Here is a 20,395-nt window from a genome sequence, read left to right as displayed (position 1 = left end):
CTCAGCCGGCTTGGGCCGGCTCGCACCAACCGCACAACGGCACCGGAATCATGCAGGACATTCAAGCCCCGACCTCTCCCGAACAGGATGAAGCTGCCTATCGCCCCCAGGCGGTGGAAGCCGCCGCGCAGCGGTACTGGAATGCGCAGCGCGCCTATGAAGTGAAAGAGGATGCCTCGCGGCCGAAGTTCTACTGCCTCTCGATGCTGCCGTATCCGTCCGGCGCGCTGCACATGGGCCACGTGCGCAACTACACCATCGGCGACGTGATCAGCCGCTACCAGCGCATGCAGGGCAAGAACGTGCTGCAGCCGATGGGCTGGGACGCGTTCGGCCTGCCGGCGGAAAACGCCGCGATCAAGAACCACACCGCGCCGGCGAAGTGGACCTACGCGAACATCGACCACATGCGCAGCCAGCTGAAGTCGCTCGGCTACGCAATCGACTGGAGCCGCGAGTTCGCCACCTGCCGCCCGGACTATTACCGCTGGGAACAGCTGATGTTCACTCGCCTGCTGAAGAAGGGCATGGCGTACCGCAAGAACGCGGTGGTGAACTGGGACCCGGTCGACCACACCGTGCTGGCCAACGAGCAGGTCGTCGACGGCCGCGGCTGGCGCTCCGGCGCCGTCGTCGAGAAGCGCGAGATCCCGCAGTGGTTCCTCAAGATCACCGGCCACGCGCAGGAGTTGCTGGACGGCCTGGACACCCTGCCGGGCTGGCCCGACGCGGTGAAGACCATGCAGCGCAACTGGCTGGGCCGCAGCGAGGGCCTGGAAATCCACTTCGCCGTCGAAGGCGAAAGCACGCCGTTGACCGTGTTCACCACGCGCCCCGATACGCTGATGGGCGTCACCTTCGTCTCCATCGCCGGCGAGCATCCGCTGGCACTGAAGGCGGCGCAGGGCAACCCGAAGCTGGCTGCCTTCCTGGACGAGTTGAAGCACGGCGGCGTGTCCGAGGCGGAACTGGAAACCCAGGACAAGCGCGGCATGGCCACCGGCCTGCATGCGATCCATCCGATCACCGGCGAGCGCGTGCCGGTATGGGTCGCCAACTTCGTGCTGATGGGCTACGGCACCGGCGCGGTGATGGCGGTGCCCGGCCATGACCAGCGCGACTTCGAGTTCGCGCACAAGTACGGCCTGCCGATCAAGCAGGTGATTGCCGCCGGCGACGAGAGCTACGACGCGTCGACGTGGCAGGACTGGTATTCGGACAAGACCCGCGCCGACATGCGTGTGGTGAACTCCGGCGCGATGGACGGCAAGGACTACCGTGCCGCGTTCGACTACATCGCCGGCGTGCTCGAGGCAGCCGGCAACGGCCAGCGCCGGGTCAACTGGCGCCTGCGCGACTGGGGCGTCAGCCGCCAGCGCTACTGGGGTTGTCCGATCCCGGTGATCTACTGCTCCGCCTGCGGCGCGGTGCCGGTGCCGGAAGACCAGCTGCCGGTGGTGCTGCCCGAAGACGTGGCGTTCAGCGGCGTGCAGTCGCCGATCAAGGCCAACCCGGAGTGGCGCAAGACCACCTGCCCGCAGTGCGGCGGCCCGGCCGAGCGCGAGACCGACACGTTCGACACCTTCATGGAGTCCAGTTGGTATTACGCGCGCTACACCAGCCCCGGGGCGGAGGCGCAGATCGACGAACGCGCGAACTACTGGCTGCCGGTCGACCAGTACATCGGCGGCATCGAGCACGCGATCATGCACCTGCTGTATTTCCGCTTCTATCACAAGCTGCTGCGCGACGCGGGCATGGTGCATTCGGACGAGCCGGCGCGGAACCTCTTGTGCCAGGGCATGGTGATCGCCGAGACGTTCTACCGCGACAACGCCGACGGTTCGAAGGACTGGATCAACCCGGCCGCGGTCGAAGTGCAGCGCGACGAGCGCGGCCGCGTCGCCGGCGCGCTGCTCAAGGCGGATGGCCAGAGCGTGCACATCGGCGGCACCGAGAAGATGTCGAAGTCGAAGAACAACGGCATCGACCCGCAGACCATGGTGGACAAGTACGGCGCCGACACCGTGCGCCTGTTCTCGATGTTCGCCGCGCCGCCGGAGCAGTCGCTGGAGTGGAGCGAGGCCGGCGTCGAAGGCATGGCGCGCTTCCTCAAGCGGCTGTGGCGCGAAGTGACCACGCACGCGGCGGGTCCGGATCATGCACGTATCGGTGGCGTGGCCGCAGGCCACTCCACTTCGTCCCTTCCCCTGCAAGCAGGGGAAGGTGCCGAAGGCGGAAGGGGTGACGCCGCAGGCGTCGTCGATCCCTCCGCGCTGGACGCGGGCCAGAGGGCCCTGCGCCGCCAGCTGCACGAGACGATCCAGAAGGTCAGCGACGATTTCGGCCGGCGCCACGCCTTCAACACCGCGATCGCCGCGCTGATGGAACTGCTGAACGCGCTGGGCAAGTTCAACGACCAGAGCGAGCAGGGCCGCGCGGTGCGCCACGAGGCGCTGGAGGCGATGGTGCTGCTGCTCAATCCGGTGGTGCCGCACGTCAGTCATGCCTTGTGGCAGGTGCTCGGCCATGCCGAGAGCGTGCTGGAGGACCAGCCGTGGCCGCAGGTGGATCAGGCCGCGCTGGTACGCGACACGGTCACCCTGGCGGTGCAGATCAACGGCAAGTTGCGCGCTACCATCGAGCTGGCCGCACAGGCTTCGAAGGAAGAAGCCGAGGCGCTGGCGCTTGCCCAGCCGCAGGTGGCGCACTTCCTGGAAGGCATGACGGTGCGCAAGGTCATCGTGGTACCCGGCAAGATCGTCAACATCGTCGCAGGATGAAATCCATGAGCTCCATGAAAGCGCGCCGTCCGTTCCAAGCCTCGCTGCTGCTGGTCACGGCGCTCGCGCTGGGCGCCTGCGGTTTCCACCTGCGCGAGAACGCGACCCTGCCGCCCGAGATGCAGCGGGTGCACCTCACCGTCAACGGCAGCAGCGAGTTCGAACGCCACCTGGCCCGTGCGCTGCAGACGTCCGGTGTCACCGTCGAGGACGACAGCGGCCCGGGCATCGCCGAGCTGCGCGTGCCGGTGGCGGCCTTCAGCACCGAGACGCTGAGCGCCGGCGGTTACGTGCGCATCACCGAATACGCGGTGCGCTACCAGGTGCAGTTCGACGTCGTCGATCCCGCCGGGCAGGTGCTGGTACCGCACCAGCGCATCGACATGTCGCGCGAGTACAGCTACGACGCCAGCAACACCGTCGGCAACGCGTCGCAGGTGGAGGAGATCCAGCGCAGCCTCAACGACGACATGGTGCAGGCGATCCTGTTCCGCCTGCAGGCCGCCGGAAAACATGAGCTGGCCGCACCGGCAAGCGCCGCCAGCACGCACTGATGCCACTCAGTCCCGGCCAATGGCAGAAGGCGCTGGCGGCAGGCAGCCTGCAGCCGGTGTACCTGCTGGCCGGCGAGCAACTGCTGGTGCTGGAAGCCGCCGATGCGTTGCGCGCCCAGGCGCGCAAGCTGGGTTACAGCGAGCGCGAAGTGCTCGAGGTCGGCCAGCATTTCGACTGGAACGACCTGGCCCGCGCGGCGGCCGGCATGTCGCTGTTCGCCACCCGTCGGCTGATCGACCTGCGCCTGCCCACCGGGCGCCCCGGCATCGACGGCGCCAAGGCGATCGGCGCGTTCTGCGCCGATCCGCCGCCCGACGTCACCCTGCTGGTCACCGCGATGGAGTGGAGCAACAAGCACGATGGCGCCTGGAGCAAGAAGCTCGATGCCAGCGGCACCATGGTGGTGTTCAACTCGCCGCGGCCGGACCAGTGGGGTGCATGGATCAGCGCGCGGCTCGCTTCGCGCGGCCTGTCCGCCACGCCCGATGCGGTGGCGCTGCTGGCCGAGCGCGTCGAAGGCAACCTGCTTGCCGCGGCGCAGGAAGTCGACAAGCTCGCCGTGCTGCACGGGCAGGGCCGCGTCGACGCGGCGGAGATGGAAAACCTGGTCGCCGACAGCGCCCGCTACGACGTGTTCAAGCTCACCGACGCCGCCTTCGTCGGCGACGGCGCGCGTGCGCTGCGCATCCTCGCCGGGCTGCGCTCCGAAGGCGACGAACTGCTGGCGCTGATGGGCTGGCTGGTGAACCAGCTGCAGCTGGCGTTGCGCCTGGCGAATGCGCCGGACCTCGCCGCGCAGATCCGCGCCGAACACCTGTGGCAGGCGCGCGAAACCCTGTTCCGCCAGGCCCTGCGCCGCGCGCCGCGCGAGCACTGGCTGCAATGCCTGGCCCGCGCCTCGCGCATCGACCGCATGGTCAAGGGCCGCGAGCAGGGCAACCCGTGGCAGGAAGCCGAACGGCTGATTGCCGCCATCGCCGAACCGCGCGCCGCCCGGGCGCTCGCATGACCGCTCCCTCCCCTGCGTGCAGGGGAGGGTTGGGGAGGGGTAAAGCTCTTGCCACAAACCACCAGCAAACCATTGGCACTCTTCGGCGGCACCTTCGACCCGGTACACCTGGGCCACCTCAGCGTGGCGTGGGAAGCGGCCGAACTGCTCGACGCCGAGGTGCGCCTGCTGCCGGCCAGCGTGCCGCCGCACCGCGTGCCGCCGCTCGCTTCGGCGGCACAGCGCGTCGCGATCCTGCGCGCCGCGCTGCACGGCCAGTCGCGGCTCACGCTTGATACCCGCGAACTGGATCGTGACGGCCCGTCGTTCACCATCGACACCTTGCACGAACTGCGTGCAGAGCAGGGCGAACGCCCGCTGGTGCTGCTGCTCGGTGCCGATGCGTTTGCCGGCCTCGCCAGCTGGCATCGCTGGCGCGAATTGTTCGAGGCGGCGCATGTCGGCGTGCTGAGCCGGCCGGGGGTTTCCGCCGATCTGCCGGATGCACTGGAACGCGAGGTGGCCGGACGGCGCATCGCCGATACAGCGAGCCTGCGCGCGCTGCCCGCGGGCAAGGTCATCGAACTGGCGGTGACTCCGCTGGAAATCTCCGCCACGCGCATCCGCGAACTGCTCGCCGCCGGGCGCGATCCGCGCTACCTGCTGCCGGCGGGATTGTTCGATGATCCCGCACTGCTGGTGCCTTACCGGCGCTGATCCGCCCACACGCTGTTCGCTCCGCCGGTGCGGCCGCGACGAGCCGTCGCGCGCGCCAGCGCAGCGAAACCGATGGCCAATGCCAGTGCGCCGATGTCGACGGCGAACAGCGCACCGTGCCCGGCCGCGGCGCTGCGCCAGAACCACCAGCCGGTGGCGAGGCCATGCGCCAGTGGAATGAGCGCGGTGACGAGGGCAGCCAGCCACAGCAGTTCCTGTGCCGCGCGCGACGGCGTGCGCCACGACGCCCATATCGCGCACAGCGCCCAACTGCCGAAGCAGGCCCAGCGCTCGCCCGCGCCGACGTTCCAGCCCAGCCAGGGCAGCAGTTGCGCAGCGACGAAGGCGGCGGAAACCGCCACGCAGACGCCGATGCAGATGCCCACGGTGGCCCGCGCCATGATGATCGACGAGCGGCCTTGTTCCGCCTGGCGACGCTTGCGCCGCGATTCGATCCACAGCAGGTTGCCCGAGTAGAACAGGAACGCGCCACCCAGCCCGAGCAGGAAGTACAGCCACTGCACCGCGACGTTGCCGTAGTCGCCGAAATGCAGCGCATACACCGCCGCCAGGGTGGCGTGGTTGGCATCGCGCGCGCCGGGCAACTGGGTGGCGATCACGGCGCCGCTGGTCGCGTCGAGCGCCACCGCGCCGCCGCCCAGCCCGCGTGGCGCGGTGCCGGTGATCTCGACCACCGCGTGCGCATCGCCGGCATGCGCCAGCTTGAGGTAGCCCGGCACGAAGTCGGCGATGCCCTGGTCGCGCGCCACCTCGATCGAACGCGCATGCCAGCTTGCCAGCGGCGACAGCGGCCTGGCGACGCCGGCCTTCTGCACGATCGGCGCGGTGTCCATCGCCGCCGCCGAGGCGGCCATCAGCTTGCCGTCGTAGATCAGCGGGTTCAGCGCCAGCATCAGCACGAACATCAGGCACAGCAGCGCGCCGGTGACCGCGAACACGATGTGGAACGGCAGGCTCAGCAAGCCGATCACGTTGTGCGCGTCCTGCCAGAAGCGCTTGAGGTTGCGCCCGGGGCGCAACGCGAACAGGTCCTTGACCAGCCGCGGCAGATGGATCACGAAGCCGGATACCAGCGCGATGCCGTACAGCAGGCTGACGACGCCCATCAGCCAGGTGCCGGCGACGGGAATGCCCAGCATGTAATGCAGCTGGTTGATCAGTTCGGGCAGGCTGGCGCCGGGTGGGGTCGGGTTGCCGGCCAGATGGTCCGGGGTGGCAAACAGCCAGGTGCCGTGGCGGTCCTGCCAGTACGCGGTGGGCTGCGCCAGTTCGTAGCCGGGGAACGTCATGCCCACGTGCTCGCGCGCTTCCGGATGCCGTGCCAGCACATCGTCGAGCAGACGTTGTGCGTCGTCGAGCGAGCCGATGGCGGCGGTGCGCGGTGTCGCCCATTGCTGCAGCGGCTGATGGAACACCGTGATCGCGCCGGCGTAGAACGCCACGAACAACGCGAAGCCGGCGACCAGCCCCATCCACGAATGCAGCGTGGTGAAGGTGCGCAGGGTGGCCGGCTTCAATTTCATGTGGGCAGTTTCATGCGGACGATCTCAACGGACCCAGCCGGACGTCTGCAGCAGCCACAGCAAGCCCAGCGCGAGCAGCGCCAAACCGCCCAGCCATAGCCACGCGCGTCTGCCGCTGGAGAACCGGAACGCCGCGCAGATCACCCCGATCCACAACGGGAAGAACGCGGTCAGCCCGGCCACCATGGTCGATTCCCACGGTCCGGGAAGCAGCCAGCCGAGCAGGCCGATCAGGGCGGCGGCAAGGAAGAAACCCGGCAGCACGCCGGCGCCGGCACGGGCCCACATCAGTCCTTCTCCACCACGGTGACGTCCGCGTCCGGCGTGCCGATGAACCATGCCAGGTAGGGTTGCACCGCCAGCGCCAGCATCCAGCTGGCCAGCATCGCGCACAGTCCGGCGGCGCCGCCAAGCACGTCGATCCAGCTCACCAGCGACAGCAGCGCCAGCACGCTGCCGGCGACGCGCGCCGCACGCGGGTGGCCGCGCAGCGCGGGCCACAGGCAATGCGGCGAGGCGGCGTACCACGCGATGGCGGAGCACGCCGCGAACACGAAGGCCAGCAGGCTGATCATGCCGGTGCCTTACCAGCGGTAACGCGCGCTGGCGGTGACCGTGCGCGCGTAGCCGTAGTAGCACCAGACGGCGCTGTTGCAGGCCGAAACGTACTCCTTGTCGAACAGGTTGCTGGCGTTCAACTGCAGCCGCCAGCCGCCCACGTCGTAGTGCACGGCGGCGTCGAACAGGGTGTATGCCGGCGTCTTCCAGTCGTTGTAGATGTCGCCGTAGTGGTCGCCGACGTAGCGCACGCCACCGCCGAAGCCGAGCCCGGCCAATGTTCCGCCGACGATGGTGTAGTCGGCGCCCAGCGAGGCCTGTTGCTTCGGCAGCAGGGCGATCTGCTTGCCCAGCGAGGGCAGGTCGTTGGTGCGGGTGACTTTCGAATCGCTGTACGTGTAGTCGCCGTACACGCTGAGGTTGGTGCCGATGTTCCAGCGCCCTTCCAGTTCGAGGCCGCGCAGGCGGGTCTCGCCCTGCTGCACCTGGTACAGCGTGTGATTGGGGTCGATCGTCAGCGAGTTCTGCTGGGTGATCTGGTAGACCGACGCGGTGAGCAGGCCGTTGCCGCTGGCCGGCTGGAACTTCAGGCCGGCTTCGTACTGGTCGCCGGTGGTGGGCTCGAAGGCCTTGCCGGCGAAGTCGGTGCCCACGGTGGGCTGGAACGAATGCGACCACGATACGTACGGCGCCAACCCATTGTCGAACAGGTAATTGACGCCGACACGGCCGGAGAACGCGTCGTCGGTCTGCTGTGCGGTGCTGCCGCCGAGCAGGTTGTCGGTGTCGGTCTTCACGTGATCCTGGCGGCCGCCGAGGGTGATGCCCCAACGGCCCAGCTTGATCTGATCCTGCAGGTACACGCCCAGCTGCGACTGCGTCTGCACGGTGTGGCTGGTGTAGGCCGGAACGGTCACCGGGCTGCCGTAGACCGGATCGAACACGTCCAGCCCGGCGACGTTGAAGTCGAATGCGGAGGCGTAGTCGTCGTTCGCGCGGCGGTAGTCCACGCCGGCCAGCACGATGTGCTGCACGCTGCCGCTGTCGAAGGTGTATTGCAGGTTGTTGTCGACGCCGAAGGTCTTGGTGTGGTTCTCGTTCGGGAACAGGTAACGCAGCAGGGTGCGGCCGTCGCCGAGCAGGCCGAACGCGCCCACGTTGCCGCCGTTGTTGTCGACGTCGGCCTTGCCGTAGCGCAGGTTCTGGTTGAACGCCAGGCCGCTGGCGAAGTCGTGGTGGAACTCGTAGCCGATCGAGGCGATGGTCTTGTCGTAGTCGTTCTGGCCCGGCTCGCCGGTGAAGCGGTCGCGCGGGATCTTGCCGTTGGGGTTCGGCAGCAAGGTGCCCGAGGCCGGCAGGAAACCGCCACCGGAGGCGGTGTTGGCTTTCTGGAAGTGCGACAGCACGGTCAACGAGGTGCTGTTGCTGGGCTTCCAGGTCAGCGCCGGGGCGAGGTAATAGCGGTCGTCCTTGATGTGGTCGACCATGGTGTCGCTGTTGCGCGCCAGGCCGGTGAGCCGGTACAGCAGGGTGCCCGAATCGGTCAGCGGGCCGCCGAAATCGAACGTGCCCTGGCGCAGGTCGAAACTGCCGACCTCGACGCCCACCTCATGCAGCGGTTGCTCCGTGGGACGCTTGCTGACCATGTTGACCATGCCGCCCGGCGGCATCGCGCCGTAGACCACCGAGGACGGCCCCTTCAGCACTTCCAGCCGCTCCAGTCCGTACGGCTCGATACGGGTGATGCCGGTGCCCGAACCGTCGGCCAGCGCCAGGCCGTCCATGTAGCGCGCGGGGGTGAAGCCGCGCACCAGCAGCCAGTCGCTGCGCGAGTCGGGGCCGTAGCCGCCACCCTGCGCACCAGCGGTGTACCACACCGCTTCCTCGATGCCCTGGATCCCGCGCAGGCTCATCTGCTCGTCGGTGATCACCGAGACCGACTGCGGGATCTCGATGATCGGCGTATCGGTCTTGGTCACCGAGTCGCTGTCCTTGGCGATCGGTGCGGTGACCTGTACCCCTTCGAGCGTTTTCGCGGTTTTCTGCTGCGTGTCGGTCGTGGTGTCGGCGGCGTGCGCGGGCAGCGCCAGTGCCGCCATCAAGGGCAAGCCGAACAGGGCCGTGCGGATCGCGCGCGGCAGTGCGGAAGGGTGGCGCGTGGCGGCGGCGCTCGAAACGGGCAGAACGGGAAGCGGTGACATCGGGAACCTTGTGGACAGGCTTGCGTGGATCGGGCTGGCTGCTCGCGTCGGTGCGGGTCACGGTCGAGATCGACCAGGCCACCACCGCGCGATGGCTGTCTTTCTGCACGAGCTGGCGCAGCTCGTGGGCACGAGGCGGCATCAAGTGAGAATGATTCTTATTGTAGAGAGGGCCGCGCCGTTCAGCAATCACGGTTGTGGGCATGCTCCGTGGCGGAGTGTCGCGGGAAGCCGGCTCAGGCGCCGGCCAGCTGTGCCGTCACGTCGTTGATCGAGGCGCGGATGCGGGCGCTGAACACCGAGTCTTCGTGATGGATCAGCAGCAGCCGTTCGGTGGCGCGGGTCATCGCGACGTAGAGCAGGCGGGCCTCGTGCGCCTCGTCTTCGCCAGGCTTCGGCATCATGCCCAGGTGGGGAATGATCACCAGCGGAAATTCCAGGCCCTTGCTGGAATGCATGCTGACCAGCTTGATGCAGTCCCTGACCACGAACAGCGCGCCCTTGCCGCCCTTGTCGTCGGCCAGCCGGCAGGCGAGGCCGGCCTGTTCCAGCGCGGTGCGCAGCTTGTCGCCCTGCCAGTTGAAGCGGTAGATCACCGCGATGTCGTCGAGCGGGCGGCCATGCGCCAGTTCGTCGCGAATCTGGCCGACCAATACCGTCAGCTCGGCACCGGCGCTATCGACACGGATCAGCTCCGGCACCGCGCCGCGGCGGCCGGCGCTTTCCGGCGCGATCAGCGGCACGCCGTCGTCCTCGCCTGCATCCGCGTGCAGCAGTTCGTTGGCGAAGCTGCGCGCGACGGAAAGGATTTCCAGCGTGTTGCGGTAGTTGAGCTTGAGGATGGTGGTGCGGCCCTGCGCCTGCACGCCGAGACTTTTCCAGGTGAACTTGCGCCGGCTGGCGCTGCCGTTGATGTTCTGCGCGTCGTCGTACAGCACCAGCAGCGAGTTGGTGTTCGGGTCGATCATCTGCACGATCAGCTTGTACCAGTCCGGCTCGAAGTCGTGGCCTTCGTCGACCAGCACCGCGCCGTACTGGAAGCGCGGGATCTGGCCGCGTTCGACGCCGTCGATCACCCGCTGCACCATCTGTTCGAAAAAGTCCGCGCTGCCCTGCGCGGGCAGGTCCACGTGGTAGGCGGTGAGCATCTTGCGGCACCACTTGTGGAAGTTGTAGACCTGCACCTTCTCGCTGAGGCCGCGCTCGCCGAGCAGCTGGTCGAGGCGCGCCGCCAGCGTCTTGTTGTAGCAGAGCACCAGGATCGGCTTGGACAGCTCGCGCGCCAGCTGCATCGCGCGGAAGCCGAGGATCATGGTTTTTCCGGAACCGGCGACGCCGTGGATGATCCGGTGCTCGTCGCCGAGCGAACGGGCGAGCTGCTCCTGCTGCGCGTCCATCACCTTGACCAGGTCGGGGATCTGCAGCGGCCGCGCGGCGGCATCGGCCGGCTGGTCGAACAAACCGAACTGGCCTTCGCCCGGCGCCACCCGGATCTCCGGGAACAGGTGCCAGCGCACGCGGTCGATCTGCGGCAGGGTCAGCGCCACCGGAAACACCTGCGGGAACATCGCCCACAGCCGTTCCTGGAAGGCCTCCGCTTCGACCGTGTCGTAGATCTCGTCGCGGCAGATGGCCAGGTGTTCCGGGATCACCGCATCGAGCGCACCGTCGACGAACTGCTTGCGGCTGATGTTGGCCAGCACCACGCCGTACGCCCACGGCATCAGCAGCTTGCCGGCATGGCGGCTGGAAGGCGGATGGCGCAGCGCGGGGTCGCGCTCCAGCACCACGCCGATCTCCAGCGCGTACGCGCGTGCCTGCAGCAGGGGGTTGTTCTCCTTGACCAGGCCGCGCTCGGTGACCAAAGTGAACTGGGTGCTGTCGGCGTGGCGGATGGTGTCCGGCTTCCAGTCCTTCACCTCCAGCACCAGCATGCCGCGGCGCGGGTGGAACACCACGAAATCCGGGCGTCGCTGCTTCAGTCCGACCGGCACGTCGTACCACAGCAGGTAGTCGTCCTCGAGCTTCTGTTCCAGTCGTTCGGAGAAGCGCTTTTCGCCGCCGGTCATCCGCGGCAGGCAGCCATTGCGAGTCGGAATGAGGGTTGCCACGGGAGTCCCTGACTGACGTTAGCAGTCGACGTTAGCCGATAGGGTGACGCTGTCAATGCCGATGGACGGCGCGGAGCTACGCCCAGCGCTGCAATTGCTCCGACGGCATGTCCACGCGCCGACAGGCGCGGCTGGCGATGCCGTCCTTCAGCGCCGCGCGAAATACCGGCGCGATCGACCACAACGCGTGCGCCGCCAGCCGCGCCTGGCGCTGCTGGCGCGATGTGTGGCCCAGCATCCGGACCGCCCAGTCCGGCAGCAGGGCGTGGCCGGCGAGCAGAAACAGGTCGCGCGAGAGGCTGGCCGCCGGCACCGGCAGGCGCACCTGTCCCAGCAGCCCGAGCACGACGCGCGAGCGTTCGGTGAAAGCCAGCTCGGGCTGGATGCGCCGGAAGTATTCGGTCACCTCGCGTTCGGACGCGGGCACATCGCGCGCGCCGAGCGTCTCGGCGATCCGCCGCACCTCGTCGTAATAGCGGTCGGCCGCGCCGGCCGGCATCGCGATGTGGCTGTAGCGGCGGTAGCCTTGCAGGAAGCAGCAGGCCTCGCTGACGTGGACCCAGGTGAGCAGGTCGGGATCGTCCGCCGAGTACGGACGGCCATCTTCCCCATGGCCGGTGATGTGCGCGTGGATCTGCCGCACGTGTTCGATCAGCGCCTCGGCCTGTGCGCGCGGCGCGTAGGTGGTGCCGCTCACGAAGGCGGTGGTGCGGCGCAGCCGGCCGAGCAGGTCGCCGCGGAAGTTGGAGTGGTCCCACACCCCGGCCAGCGCCAGCGGGTGCAGCGTCTGCAGGGTCAGCGCGGCGAGGCCGCCGGCCAGCATGCCGGGGAAGTCCGAGTGCACGCGCCAGGTCGCGCTGTGCGGTCCGAACAGGCCGGGATCGCCGTGCGGATGGTCGTAGTCGACGCTGCCGGTATCGGCGCGCGGAAAGGCCTTGAGGACCCAGCGGCGGATCGGTTCGCGGGCGGGACGGGTCAGCAGGTCGAGGGGCGAAGGCATGCCGCCAGTCTAGCCTCCCGACGGCCGGGAGTTTGATTTGGACGTCCATTGTGTTATCTATGTCGCCATGCATTCCGCCACCGCCCGCCTGTATTTCTGGTTTTACGGCTATCCGAAGCCAACGGCGGCGGCGCGGGCGCGATCGTTTTGAACTGATCGACACAACCACACCGAACCGCCACCACAGGGCGGTTTTTTTATGGCCGCCGCCTGAAAATCCTCCAGGAGAGCCGCCATGCACACCACCGACGACCTGCGCATCCGCGCCATCACCCGCCTCAGCACACCGGCCGAGGTGATGCGCGACTGCGCCGTCACCGACGCGGCAATGGCCACCGTTGATGCCTCGCGACAGGCGCTGCACGGCATTCTCGCCGGCAGCGACGACCGTCTCGCGGTGGTGATCGGTCCGTGCTCGATCCACGACACCCGCGCCGCGCTGGAGTACGCCGGCCGGCTGGCGCCGCTGCGCCGCGAGCTCGGCGATGCGCTGGAGATCGTGATGCGGGTGTACTTCGAGAAGCCGCGCACCACGGTCGGCTGGAAGGGGCTGATCAACGACCCCGACCTCGACGGCAGCTTCCAGATCGACAAGGGATTGCGCATCGCCCGCAGCCTGCTGCGCGACATCAACGCGCTGGGCGTGCCGGCCGGTTGCGAGTTCCTCGACATGATCACGCCGCAATACATCGCCGACCTGGTGGCGTGGGGCGCGATCGGCGCGCGCACCACCGAAAGCCAGGTGCATCGCGAGCTGGCCTCGGGGCTGTCCTGCCCGGTCGGTTTCAAGAACGGCACCGACGGCAACGTGAAGATCGCGGTGGATGCGGTGCACGCCGCGTCGCAGCCGCATCATTTCATGGCGGTGACCAAGGACGGCCAGGCCGCCGTCGCCACCACCAGCGGCAATGGCGACTGCCATGTGATCCTGCGCGGCGGCAAGGTGCCGAACTACGACGCGGCCAGCGTCGGCGCCGCGTGTGCGGCGATCGACAAGGCCGGCCTGGCCGGGCGGGTGATGATCGACGTCAGCCATGCCAACAGCGGCAAGAAGCCGGAGAACCAGCCACTGGTGGCCGAGGACATCGCCGCGCGGATCGCCGCCGGCGAGCGGCGCATCCTCGGCGTAATGGTGGAAAGCCACCTGCTCGGCGGCCGCCAGGAACTGCAACCCGGCCAGCCGCTGCGTTACGGCCAGAGCATCACCGACGGCTGCATCGACTGGGACAGTTCCGTGCAAGTGCTGCAGCGGCTGGCGCAGGCGGTGCGCCAGCGCCGGCGGGTCGAAGCCGGCGCGGTCCTGCCTTCCGCGGCGGAGATCGCCGCCTGAGCCGAAGACAGTCAGCCTTCCAGCCGGGCGTCCAGCGTGATCTCGGCCTTCAGCACCTTGGACACCGGGCAGGCCAGTTTGGTCGCCTGCGCGATGCTGTCGAAGGTGGCCGCGTCGATGCCCGGTACCTTGGCGCGGCAACTGAGATCCACCGTGGTGATGGTGAAGCCGTCGCCGTCCTTGGCCAGGGTCACCGCCGCCTTGGTGTCGATGCTGTCGGCGGTGAAGCCGGCATTGCCCAGTCCCAGCGAAAGCGCCATCGAGTAGCAGCCGGCATGCGCCGCCGCGATGAGTTCCTCCGGGTTGGTGCCGGGGCCGTCCTCGAAGCGCGACTTGAAACCGTAGGTGGCTTCGCTCAGCACGCCCGTTTCGGTCGTGATCGTGCCCTGGCCGTCCTTGATGCCGCCGGACCAGTGTGCGGATGCGGATCGTTTCATGGGGTTCTCCTGTGGGGTGATGCGGACAAGGACCCACCGTGCCCGACAGCGCATGCAGCCGGCGCGAACGAACCGGCATCCCGACTTCACGCCCGGTTGCCCCGTGCACGTCGTATGCTTGTCGATCGTCTTCCGATCGGGAGTTTGCATGCCGCTCGCCATCCAGCACGACCGCGTCGCCCGTCGCTTCGAAACCCGCGTGGAAGACATGCCGTGCCTGCTCGACTACACCCTGGCCGCCGGCGTGATGACGATCACCCACACCGAAGTGCCGGCCGCGGTCGGTGGGCGCGGCATCGCTGCCGCCCTGATGCAGGAGGCGATGATCACGGCGCGTGCCGAAGGCTGGAAGGTGGTGCCGGCCTGCTCGTATGCTGCCGCGTGGATGCAGCGGCATCCGGAATACCACGACCTGCTCGGCTGAAACACCGACACGGAGGCATGCATGGACGAACCATCGGACCAGGCGGGTGAACGCGCATCGCGGCGGCGCGGCTGGCGGCCATGGCGTTTCGTGAAGGGTCGCCGGTGGACGGTCTTGTCGCTGCTCATCTTCCTCGTGACCATGGCGGTGCTGCTGCATGCAGGACTGCGCCCGGCCAGTGCGGTACTGCTGGGTTTCGATCTGGCGGCGCTGGTGTTCCTGGGCATCTTCGCGCACCTGTTCAACCGGGCTTCGCCGAGCCACATGCGCAGCCAGGCGCGGGCGCTGGATACCGGACGCTGGGGCGTGCTGTGGGGCGGGGTGTTGCTGTCGGCGGTGGTACTGGCGGCATTGGGCAACGAACTGCATGCGGCCAGGGGTGGCGGCTTGCTGGAACTTGCGCTCGGCGTGCTCAGTGTGGTGCTGAGCTGGCTGTTCCTCAACGTGATGTTCGCGGTCCACTACGCCCACGGCTACTACGGCGATTTCGGCAAGAAGCACGCCGGCCTGGAATTTCCCGACACGCCCGAGCCGGACTACTGGGATTTCGCCTATTTCTCGATCGTGGTCGGCATGACCTTCCAGGTCTCGGACGTGCAGATCACCAGCAAGTACCTACGCCGCGTGGTGCTGCTGCACAGCGTGATCGCGTTCTTCTTCAACGTGTTCATCATCGCGATCACGGTGAACATCGTGGCCGGGCAGGGCGGCTAGCGCCGTCGCCTCGGCCCGGGTTGCCGCCGATGTAACTCCCGGCCGGCGTGCGGCGAATGAAGGGGTGGAGACGGCATGACCGTCTCCACCCCTTTTCTTGCCAGGACTTCCCATGAACGCTCGCTTTGCCACACTTCTCGCCGCCGCCCTGACCTGCGGTCTTGCCGCCTCCGCCTCGTTCGCGCAGGACGCGATGGCCGCCAGCTCCAGCTCCGCGATGTCGCGCGACGCGATGCAGAAAGACTCCATGAAGCACGATTCGATGAAGGCCGGCTCCATGAAGCACGGTTCGATGAAGCACGATTCCATGAAAAAGGATGCGATGAAGCACGATGCCATGAAAGCCGATTCGATGAAGAAAGCCGATGCGATGGACGCCGGCCACTAAGTCCGGTCCCGGAGCGGGAGAGCTGCATGGCTCTCCCGCTCGCACAGACTTTCGGAGTCAGGAGAAGACCATGCGCATATCGACTCGCGCGCCGTTCTGGTCCGATTGGGCACCGCTGCCGCTGCGGCTGGTGATCGGATTCGGTTTCATGGCCCATGGCTGGGCAAAGTTCAGCCGTGGTCCGGACAAGTTCGCCGACCTGTTGCACTGGATCGGAGTGCCGTTGCCGCATGTCATGGCCTGGGTGGTCACGCTGCTGGAGCTTTCAACCGGGCTGGCCATGTTCGTGGGCGCCTTCGTCATGCTCGTCAGCATTCCGATGGCCGCCATCCTGCTGGTGGCGACGCTCACGGTGCACCTGCCGTACGGCTTCAGTTCGGTCAACACGATCGGTCTGACCGCCAGCGGACCGCAATTCGGCCCGCCCGGGTTCGAGGTCAACCTGCTCTATCTCGGTGGATTGCTGATGCTGGCGATGGGTACGGGCGCCGGCGCACTGTCGGTGGACCGCCTGCGCAAGCGCGGGCACGGTGCCGCCGGTTGAGCGTCATCGGCACTCGGCGGCCACCGCAACGGCATGCTGCCAGTGTCGTGCGGTGGCACAGGTTTATCTCCGGTCCGTCCGCCGCGCATACTTGATCGCCCATTCATCGATCAGGTACTGCGCATGACCTCGCCCTTCGCCGATCGGCTCGGCATCGAGCATCCGCTGATCCAGGCGCCGATGGCCGGCTCGACGCCGCCGGAACTGGTCGCGGCGGTATCCGGTGCCGGCGGGTTGGGCTCGCTCGGCGCCGGTTATCTGGAGCCGCAAACCATCCTCGCGCAAGCCACGCGGATCCGCGCACTCGGCGACTGGCCTTATGCGATCGGGCTGTTCGTGTTGCCGGACGAATTCGAGGTCGACATGGCGGCGGTGACGAAGGCGCGCGAGCAGCTCGATGCGCTGATGGCGCGCGAGGGCCTCGACGTGCGCACCAGCTTGCCGGCGCGCTGGGCGCCACGCTTCTCCGATCAGTTCGCCGCGCTGTGCGAGGCGCGCCCGGCGGCGGCGATTTTCGCGTTCGGCCTGATCGGCCAGGCGCAACTGCACGAGCTGCACCGGCGCGACATCTACGTGATCGGCACGGCCACCACGGTGGCCGAGGCGCGTGCCTGGGCCGACGCCGGTGCCGACGCGGTGTCCATGCAGGGTGCCGAGGCCGGCGGCCATCGCGGCGGTTTCCTGCACGAGGCCGAGGACGCGATGATCGGCCTGTTCGCGCTGCTGCCGCTCGCCGTGCGCGCGATGACGGCACTTGTCCGGGATGTTCCGGTGATCGCTGCCGGCGGCATCATGGACGGCCGCGGCATGCTGGCGGCGGAAGTGCTCGGTGCGGCGGCCAGCCAGCTCGGCACTGCCTTCCTCACCTGCCCGGAGTGCTCGGCCGCGGAGGCGTGGAAGCGGGACCTGCCGCAGGTCGAGGAACACCGGGTGACCACCATCCGCGGCTTCTCCGGGCGCGCCGCCCGCGGCTTGCGCAACCGCTTCGTCGAGGCGATGCCGCAGGCGGCCCAGGGCCTGCCGTATCCGGTGCTGAACGCGCTCACCGCGCCATTGCGCCGCGCCGCTGCCGAAGCCGGGCGCGGCGACCTGCTGTCCGAGTGGTGCGGCCAGGCCGCCGGCCTGGTGCGCCCGCAACCCGCCGCCGAACTGGTGGCGCGGCTGATGCACGAGTACCGGCTGGCCCGGCGCTCGCTGGCTCATTGAATGCCCGCGCCTCGGCCGGCCGACGCCTTGACGTGCCGTTGCGGCAGGGCGGTTATACTGCGCCCGCGCCATTTTGCGCTGCGATCCCGCATCGAGGCCCATCCTCTTGAGCACAGCCCGTACCAACAAGGCCGTCACCACGGCCACCCTGCGCAAGTCGGTCATCGACGCGCTCGAAGAACTGAAGGCCAAGGACGTGCGCGAGATCGACGTCCGCGGCAAGACCTCCATCGCCGACCTGCTGGTGATTGCCTCGGGCACCTCGGCACGCCATGTCAAATCCATCGCAGACGAAGTGGGCAAGTTCGCCAAGAAGGCGGGCGTGATGCCGCTGGGCGTGGAAGGCGAACAGGAAGGCGAATGGGTGCTGGTCGACCTGGGCGACGTGATCGTTCATGTGATGCTGCCGCGCATCCGCGAGTTCTATGGCCTGGAGCGGCTGTGGACGGTGGGTGACCACGGGCACGAAATCGACGCCGCGCAAGCCAGCTGAGTCGAACCCACGGCATGCGCGCGCGCCTGATCGCGGTCGGTGAACGCATGCCCGGCTGGGTGGCGGAAGGCTTTGCCGAATACCGCAAGCGGCTGTCGCACGAACTGCCGCTGGAGCTGATCGAGCTGAAGCCCGGCAACCGCGGCAAGGGCCGCGACGATGCGCGGGCGATCCAGGACGAGGGCGCCGCGATCCTCGCGGCGTTGCCGCACGACATCCATGTGATCGCACTCGATGGCCGCGGCAGGAACTGGTCCAGCGAGGAACTGGCCGAACAGCTGGTGAAGTGGCGCATGGCCGGGCGCGACCTGGCGTTCCTGATCGGCGGCCCGGACGGCCACGCGCCCGAGGTGCTGGCGCGCGCCGACCAGTGCTGGTCGCTGGGCCCGCTGACCCTGCCGCACATGCTGGTGCGGCTGGTACTGGCCGAACAGCTGTATCGCGCCACCACGATCGTGGCCGGCCACCCTTACCATCGCGCCTGACACCCAACGGAGTCTCCTCCATGTCCTTGCAGATCCGCCAAGCCACGATCCTCGACCTCGACACGCTGGCGCCGCTGTTCGACAGCTACCGCCAGTTCTACGGCCAGCCGGCAGACCTGGCGCGGGCACGGCATTTCCTGGCGGAGCGTTTCCACCACCAAGAGTCGCTGATCCTGCTGGCGCTGGACGAACACCGCGCCGGGCTCGGTTTCACCCAGCTGTATCCGCTGTTCTCCTCGGTACGTACCGTGCGTACCTGGTTGCTCAACGACCTGTTCGTGGCCGCACACGCGCGGCGCCAGGGCGTGGCCGCGGGCCTGCTCGGCGCGGCGGTGGAGCATGCGCGCGCGCTGGGAGCAGCCAGCCTGTCGCTGTCCACGGCGCTGGACAATGCGCCGGCGCAGGCGCTGTACGAGTCGCTCGGTTGGCAGCGCGACCACCAGTTCTGCGAATACAGCCTGACGCTGTGACGCCGGTGCTCTATCTTGCCTCGCAGTCGCCGCGCCGGCGCCAGCTGCTGGAACAGTTCGGCGCGGACTTCGCCGTGCTCGACGTCGACGTGCCCGAGCAGCGCGCGCAGGGCGAATCGCCGCGGGACTATGTGAGCCGGGTGGCGCGCGACAAGGCGAGAGCCGGCCTGGCCGCGCTGGCGCACGCAAGCGATGCGCTGGTACTCGGCGCGGACACCGAGGTGGTGCTGGACGACGAGGTATTCGGCAAGCCGCAGGATGCCGCCGCTGCGGCCGCGATGCTGCGCCGGTTGTCGGGGCGGACGCACGCGGTGATCTCGGCGGTATGGCTGGTCGGCGCGACCGGCGAGCAGTGCGAGGTCTGCGTGTCGCAGGTGCGTTTTGCCATGCTGGACGAGCCGACCATCGCCACCTATGTCGCCACCGGCGAGCCGTTCGGCAAGGCCGGCGCGTACGCGATCCAAGGCCGCGGCGCGACCCTGGTCGAGCACCTCGACGGCAGTTATTCCGGGGTCATGGGCTTGCCGCTGTTCGAGACCGCGCGACTGCTGCGTCGCGGCGGAATCAGCCCGGCGGATTGATCGCCACGAACCAGGCGGCGACGGCGAGCAGGTTGTTGGCGCCGTGCGCCAGCACCGCCGGCCAGATCGAGCCCGAACGCAGCCGCAGCGCGGCCAGCAACAGCGCCAGCAGGATCAGGTTCGGCAGTGCGTACCACTGGTATTCCAGTCCCGGCAGGTGGACCAGCGCAAACAGCAGCGAGCTGCCGGTCACTGCCCAGCCGACATGCAGGCGCTTCATCAAGGCCGACAGCAGCACGCCGCGGAACAGCAGCTCTTCCACCAGCGGCCCCACGCACACCACCACCAGCACCAGCGGAATGCGCAGCCCCAACGGGGTGTTGCTGCCGATCTGCTGGATGTCCTGGGTCACCGTATGGCCTTGGGCCAGCCACTGGGTCAGCAGCGAGCCCAGGATGGGCGCCGCCAGTCCGGCCACGACCGCCAGCGCGAAGAACAGCAGCTGGCGCGGCGGCGTGAAACCGAAACCCGGCGGCTGCGCCAGCGACCACAACTGCGGCCATGTACGACGTGCCAGCCAGAGGGTCGGCGGCGCGGCCACGCCAAGCGAGAGGATCGCCACCAACGCCTGCATGGCGGGTTGCCCCAGAGTCGTGCGGATCGCGGCGTCGATGCCTGGACCGGTGGGACTGAAGGCTGCCATCACACCGATCGCCAGCGCGAACGCGATGCCGACCGCGAGCTGCAGCACGAAGTAGGTGGCGATGATGCCCGCGGTGGCCCGCAGGCCAGGCGCGGGTCGGCTGGCCTCGGGCAGAAGGAGCTCCGGCGGCAGGGGCGAAACCTCGGTGCAGCTGATTTCCATGCGGTCATCGTGCCTGTGGCGGCGAATGGCGAAAGCGGACGCCGCGTGCGGCACTCGCGCC

Annotated in this window: 22 protein-coding genes; 14 read left to right on the top strand and 8 right to left on the bottom strand. The window is 68.3% G+C overall.

Going from position 1 to position 20,395, the window contains the following annotated elements; genetic code table 11:
• The first annotated feature begins 50 nt into the window (after positions 1-50).
• From leuS to nadD, 4 genes are read left to right on the top strand one after another with little or no spacing between them, the layout of a single operon-like run.
• Positions 51-2,783, top strand: a complete 2,733-nt coding sequence (gene leuS, locus ABIE04_RS03190) for a leucine--tRNA ligase (RefSeq protein WP_354547127.1) — start codon at positions 51-53, stop codon at positions 2,781-2,783.
• Between the two features lie 5 nt (positions 2,784-2,788).
• Entirely contained in the window at positions 2,789-3,337 is a 549-nt protein-coding gene (gene lptE / locus ABIE04_RS03185; protein ID WP_354547126.1) for an LPS assembly lipoprotein LptE, read from the top strand.
• Entirely contained in the window at positions 3,337-4,347 is a 1,011-nt protein-coding gene (gene holA, locus ABIE04_RS03180) for a DNA polymerase III subunit delta (protein ID WP_354547125.1), read from the top strand. Before lptE ends, holA begins: the two co-directional genes overlap by 1 nt.
• A 48-nt stretch (positions 4,348-4,395) precedes the next feature.
• The gene (nadD, locus tag ABIE04_RS03175; RefSeq protein WP_354547124.1) at positions 4,396-5,043 is read left to right on the top strand and encodes a nicotinate-nucleotide adenylyltransferase; all 648 of its coding nucleotides are present in this window, start codon (positions 4,396-4,398) and stop codon (positions 5,041-5,043) included.
• Here the strand turns inward: nadD and ABIE04_RS03170 are convergent.
• The 6 genes from ABIE04_RS03170 to ABIE04_RS03145 all read right to left on the bottom strand — a co-directional run bounded on the left by ABIE04_RS03170 (position 5,031) and on the right by ABIE04_RS03145 (position 12,457).
• Positions 5,031-6,587 (bottom strand): PepSY-associated TM helix domain-containing protein, encoded by a 1,557-nt coding sequence (locus ABIE04_RS03170; protein ID WP_354547123.1) that lies wholly within the window; start codon positions 6,585-6,587, stop codon positions 5,031-5,033. The genes nadD and ABIE04_RS03170 overlap by 13 nt on opposite strands.
• A gap of 24 nt (positions 6,588-6,611) precedes the next feature.
• A complete protein-coding gene (locus ABIE04_RS03165; protein WP_354547122.1) occupies positions 6,612-6,875 on the bottom strand; it encodes a hypothetical protein in 264 nt (87 codons plus the stop codon).
• Positions 6,875-7,162 (bottom strand): hypothetical protein, encoded by a 288-nt coding sequence (locus ABIE04_RS03160; protein WP_354547121.1) that lies wholly within the window; start codon positions 7,160-7,162, stop codon positions 6,875-6,877. The genes ABIE04_RS03165 and ABIE04_RS03160 overlap by 1 nt, the downstream gene beginning before the upstream one ends.
• 9 nt (positions 7,163-7,171) lie before the next feature.
• Positions 7,172-9,346: a TonB-dependent siderophore receptor gene (locus ABIE04_RS03155; RefSeq protein WP_354547120.1), complete on the bottom strand. Its 2,175-nt coding sequence runs from the start codon at positions 9,344-9,346 to the stop codon at positions 7,172-7,174.
• A 236-nt stretch (positions 9,347-9,582) separates the two neighbouring features.
• On the bottom strand, positions 9,583-11,457 hold the full coding sequence (locus ABIE04_RS03150) for a 3'-5' exonuclease (RefSeq protein ID WP_354547119.1): 1,875 nt from the start codon (positions 11,455-11,457) through the stop codon (positions 9,583-9,585).
• Positions 11,458-11,533: 76 nt separating this feature from the next.
• Positions 11,534-12,457, bottom strand: a complete 924-nt coding sequence (locus ABIE04_RS03145; protein WP_354547118.1) for an oxygenase MpaB family protein — start codon at positions 12,455-12,457, stop codon at positions 11,534-11,536.
• A gap of 235 nt (positions 12,458-12,692) precedes the next feature.
• On the opposite strand from ABIE04_RS03145, the gene ABIE04_RS03140 reads away from it, so the two are divergent.
• Positions 12,693-13,787: a 3-deoxy-7-phosphoheptulonate synthase gene (locus tag ABIE04_RS03140; RefSeq protein WP_354547117.1), complete on the top strand. Its 1,095-nt coding sequence runs from the start codon at positions 12,693-12,695 to the stop codon at positions 13,785-13,787.
• Between the two features lie 11 nt (positions 13,788-13,798).
• Here the strand turns inward: ABIE04_RS03140 and ABIE04_RS03135 are convergent, their stop codons facing one another.
• Positions 13,799-14,224, bottom strand: coding sequence for an OsmC family protein (locus tag ABIE04_RS03135; RefSeq protein WP_354547116.1), 426 nt, complete (start codon positions 14,222-14,224; stop codon positions 13,799-13,801).
• A gap of 148 nt (positions 14,225-14,372) precedes the next feature.
• Here ABIE04_RS03135 and ABIE04_RS03130 point away from each other — a divergent pair, with 148 nt between their 5' ends.
• From ABIE04_RS03130 to ABIE04_RS03090, 9 genes are all read left to right on the top strand, one after another.
• Positions 14,373-14,648: a GNAT family N-acetyltransferase gene (locus tag ABIE04_RS03130; RefSeq protein ID WP_354547115.1), complete on the top strand. Its 276-nt coding sequence runs from the start codon at positions 14,373-14,375 to the stop codon at positions 14,646-14,648.
• Positions 14,649-14,669: 21 nt separating this feature from the next.
• Positions 14,670-15,362, top strand: a complete 693-nt coding sequence (locus ABIE04_RS03125) for a DUF1345 domain-containing protein (protein ID WP_354547114.1) — start codon at positions 14,670-14,672, stop codon at positions 15,360-15,362.
• 112 nt (positions 15,363-15,474) lie between these two features.
• The gene (locus tag ABIE04_RS03120; protein WP_354547113.1) at positions 15,475-15,750 is read left to right on the top strand and encodes a pentapeptide MXKDX repeat protein; all 276 of its coding nucleotides are present in this window, start codon (positions 15,475-15,477) and stop codon (positions 15,748-15,750) included.
• A gap of 70 nt (positions 15,751-15,820) precedes the next feature.
• Positions 15,821-16,294 (top strand): DoxX family protein, encoded by a 474-nt coding sequence (locus ABIE04_RS03115; RefSeq protein ID WP_354547112.1) that lies wholly within the window; start codon positions 15,821-15,823, stop codon positions 16,292-16,294.
• A 123-nt stretch (positions 16,295-16,417) separates the two neighbouring features.
• Positions 16,418-17,500, top strand: coding sequence for an NAD(P)H-dependent flavin oxidoreductase (locus tag ABIE04_RS03110; RefSeq protein ID WP_354547111.1), 1,083 nt, complete (start codon positions 16,418-16,420; stop codon positions 17,498-17,500).
• A gap of 106 nt (positions 17,501-17,606) precedes the next feature.
• Complete coding sequence (rsfS, locus tag ABIE04_RS03105; RefSeq protein WP_082547502.1) at positions 17,607-17,993, top strand: ribosome silencing factor; 387 nt, start codon at positions 17,607-17,609, stop codon at positions 17,991-17,993.
• Between the two features lie 14 nt (positions 17,994-18,007).
• Positions 18,008-18,478, top strand: a complete 471-nt coding sequence (rlmH, locus tag ABIE04_RS03100; protein ID WP_354547110.1) for a 23S rRNA (pseudouridine(1915)-N(3))-methyltransferase RlmH — start codon at positions 18,008-18,010, stop codon at positions 18,476-18,478.
• Positions 18,479-18,498: 20 nt separating this feature from the next.
• A complete protein-coding gene (locus ABIE04_RS03095) occupies positions 18,499-18,948 on the top strand; it encodes a GNAT family N-acetyltransferase (protein WP_354547109.1) in 450 nt (149 codons plus the stop codon).
• Positions 18,949-18,953: 5 nt separating this feature from the next.
• The gene (locus ABIE04_RS03090) at positions 18,954-19,529 is read left to right on the top strand and encodes a Maf family protein (RefSeq protein ID WP_354547108.1); all 576 of its coding nucleotides are present in this window, start codon (positions 18,954-18,956) and stop codon (positions 19,527-19,529) included.
• On the opposite strand, the gene ABIE04_RS03085 is transcribed toward ABIE04_RS03090, so the two are convergent.
• Positions 19,513-20,334 carry a CPBP family intramembrane glutamic endopeptidase gene (locus ABIE04_RS03085; RefSeq protein WP_354547107.1) on the bottom strand — a complete coding sequence of 274 codons (822 nt, stop codon included), beginning with the start codon at positions 20,332-20,334 and terminating at the stop codon, positions 19,513-19,515. The two genes, ABIE04_RS03090 and ABIE04_RS03085, sit on opposite strands and share 17 nt — an antisense overlap.
• Between the last annotated feature and the right edge of the window lie 61 nt (positions 20,335-20,395).

Source organism: Rhodanobacter soli, from assembly GCF_040548735.1.
Lineage (GTDB): Bacteria > Pseudomonadota > Gammaproteobacteria > Xanthomonadales > Rhodanobacteraceae > Rhodanobacter > Rhodanobacter soli_A.
Note: the sequence above shows the minus strand (reverse complement) of the source record. Positions and strands in the feature narration are given on the sequence as shown.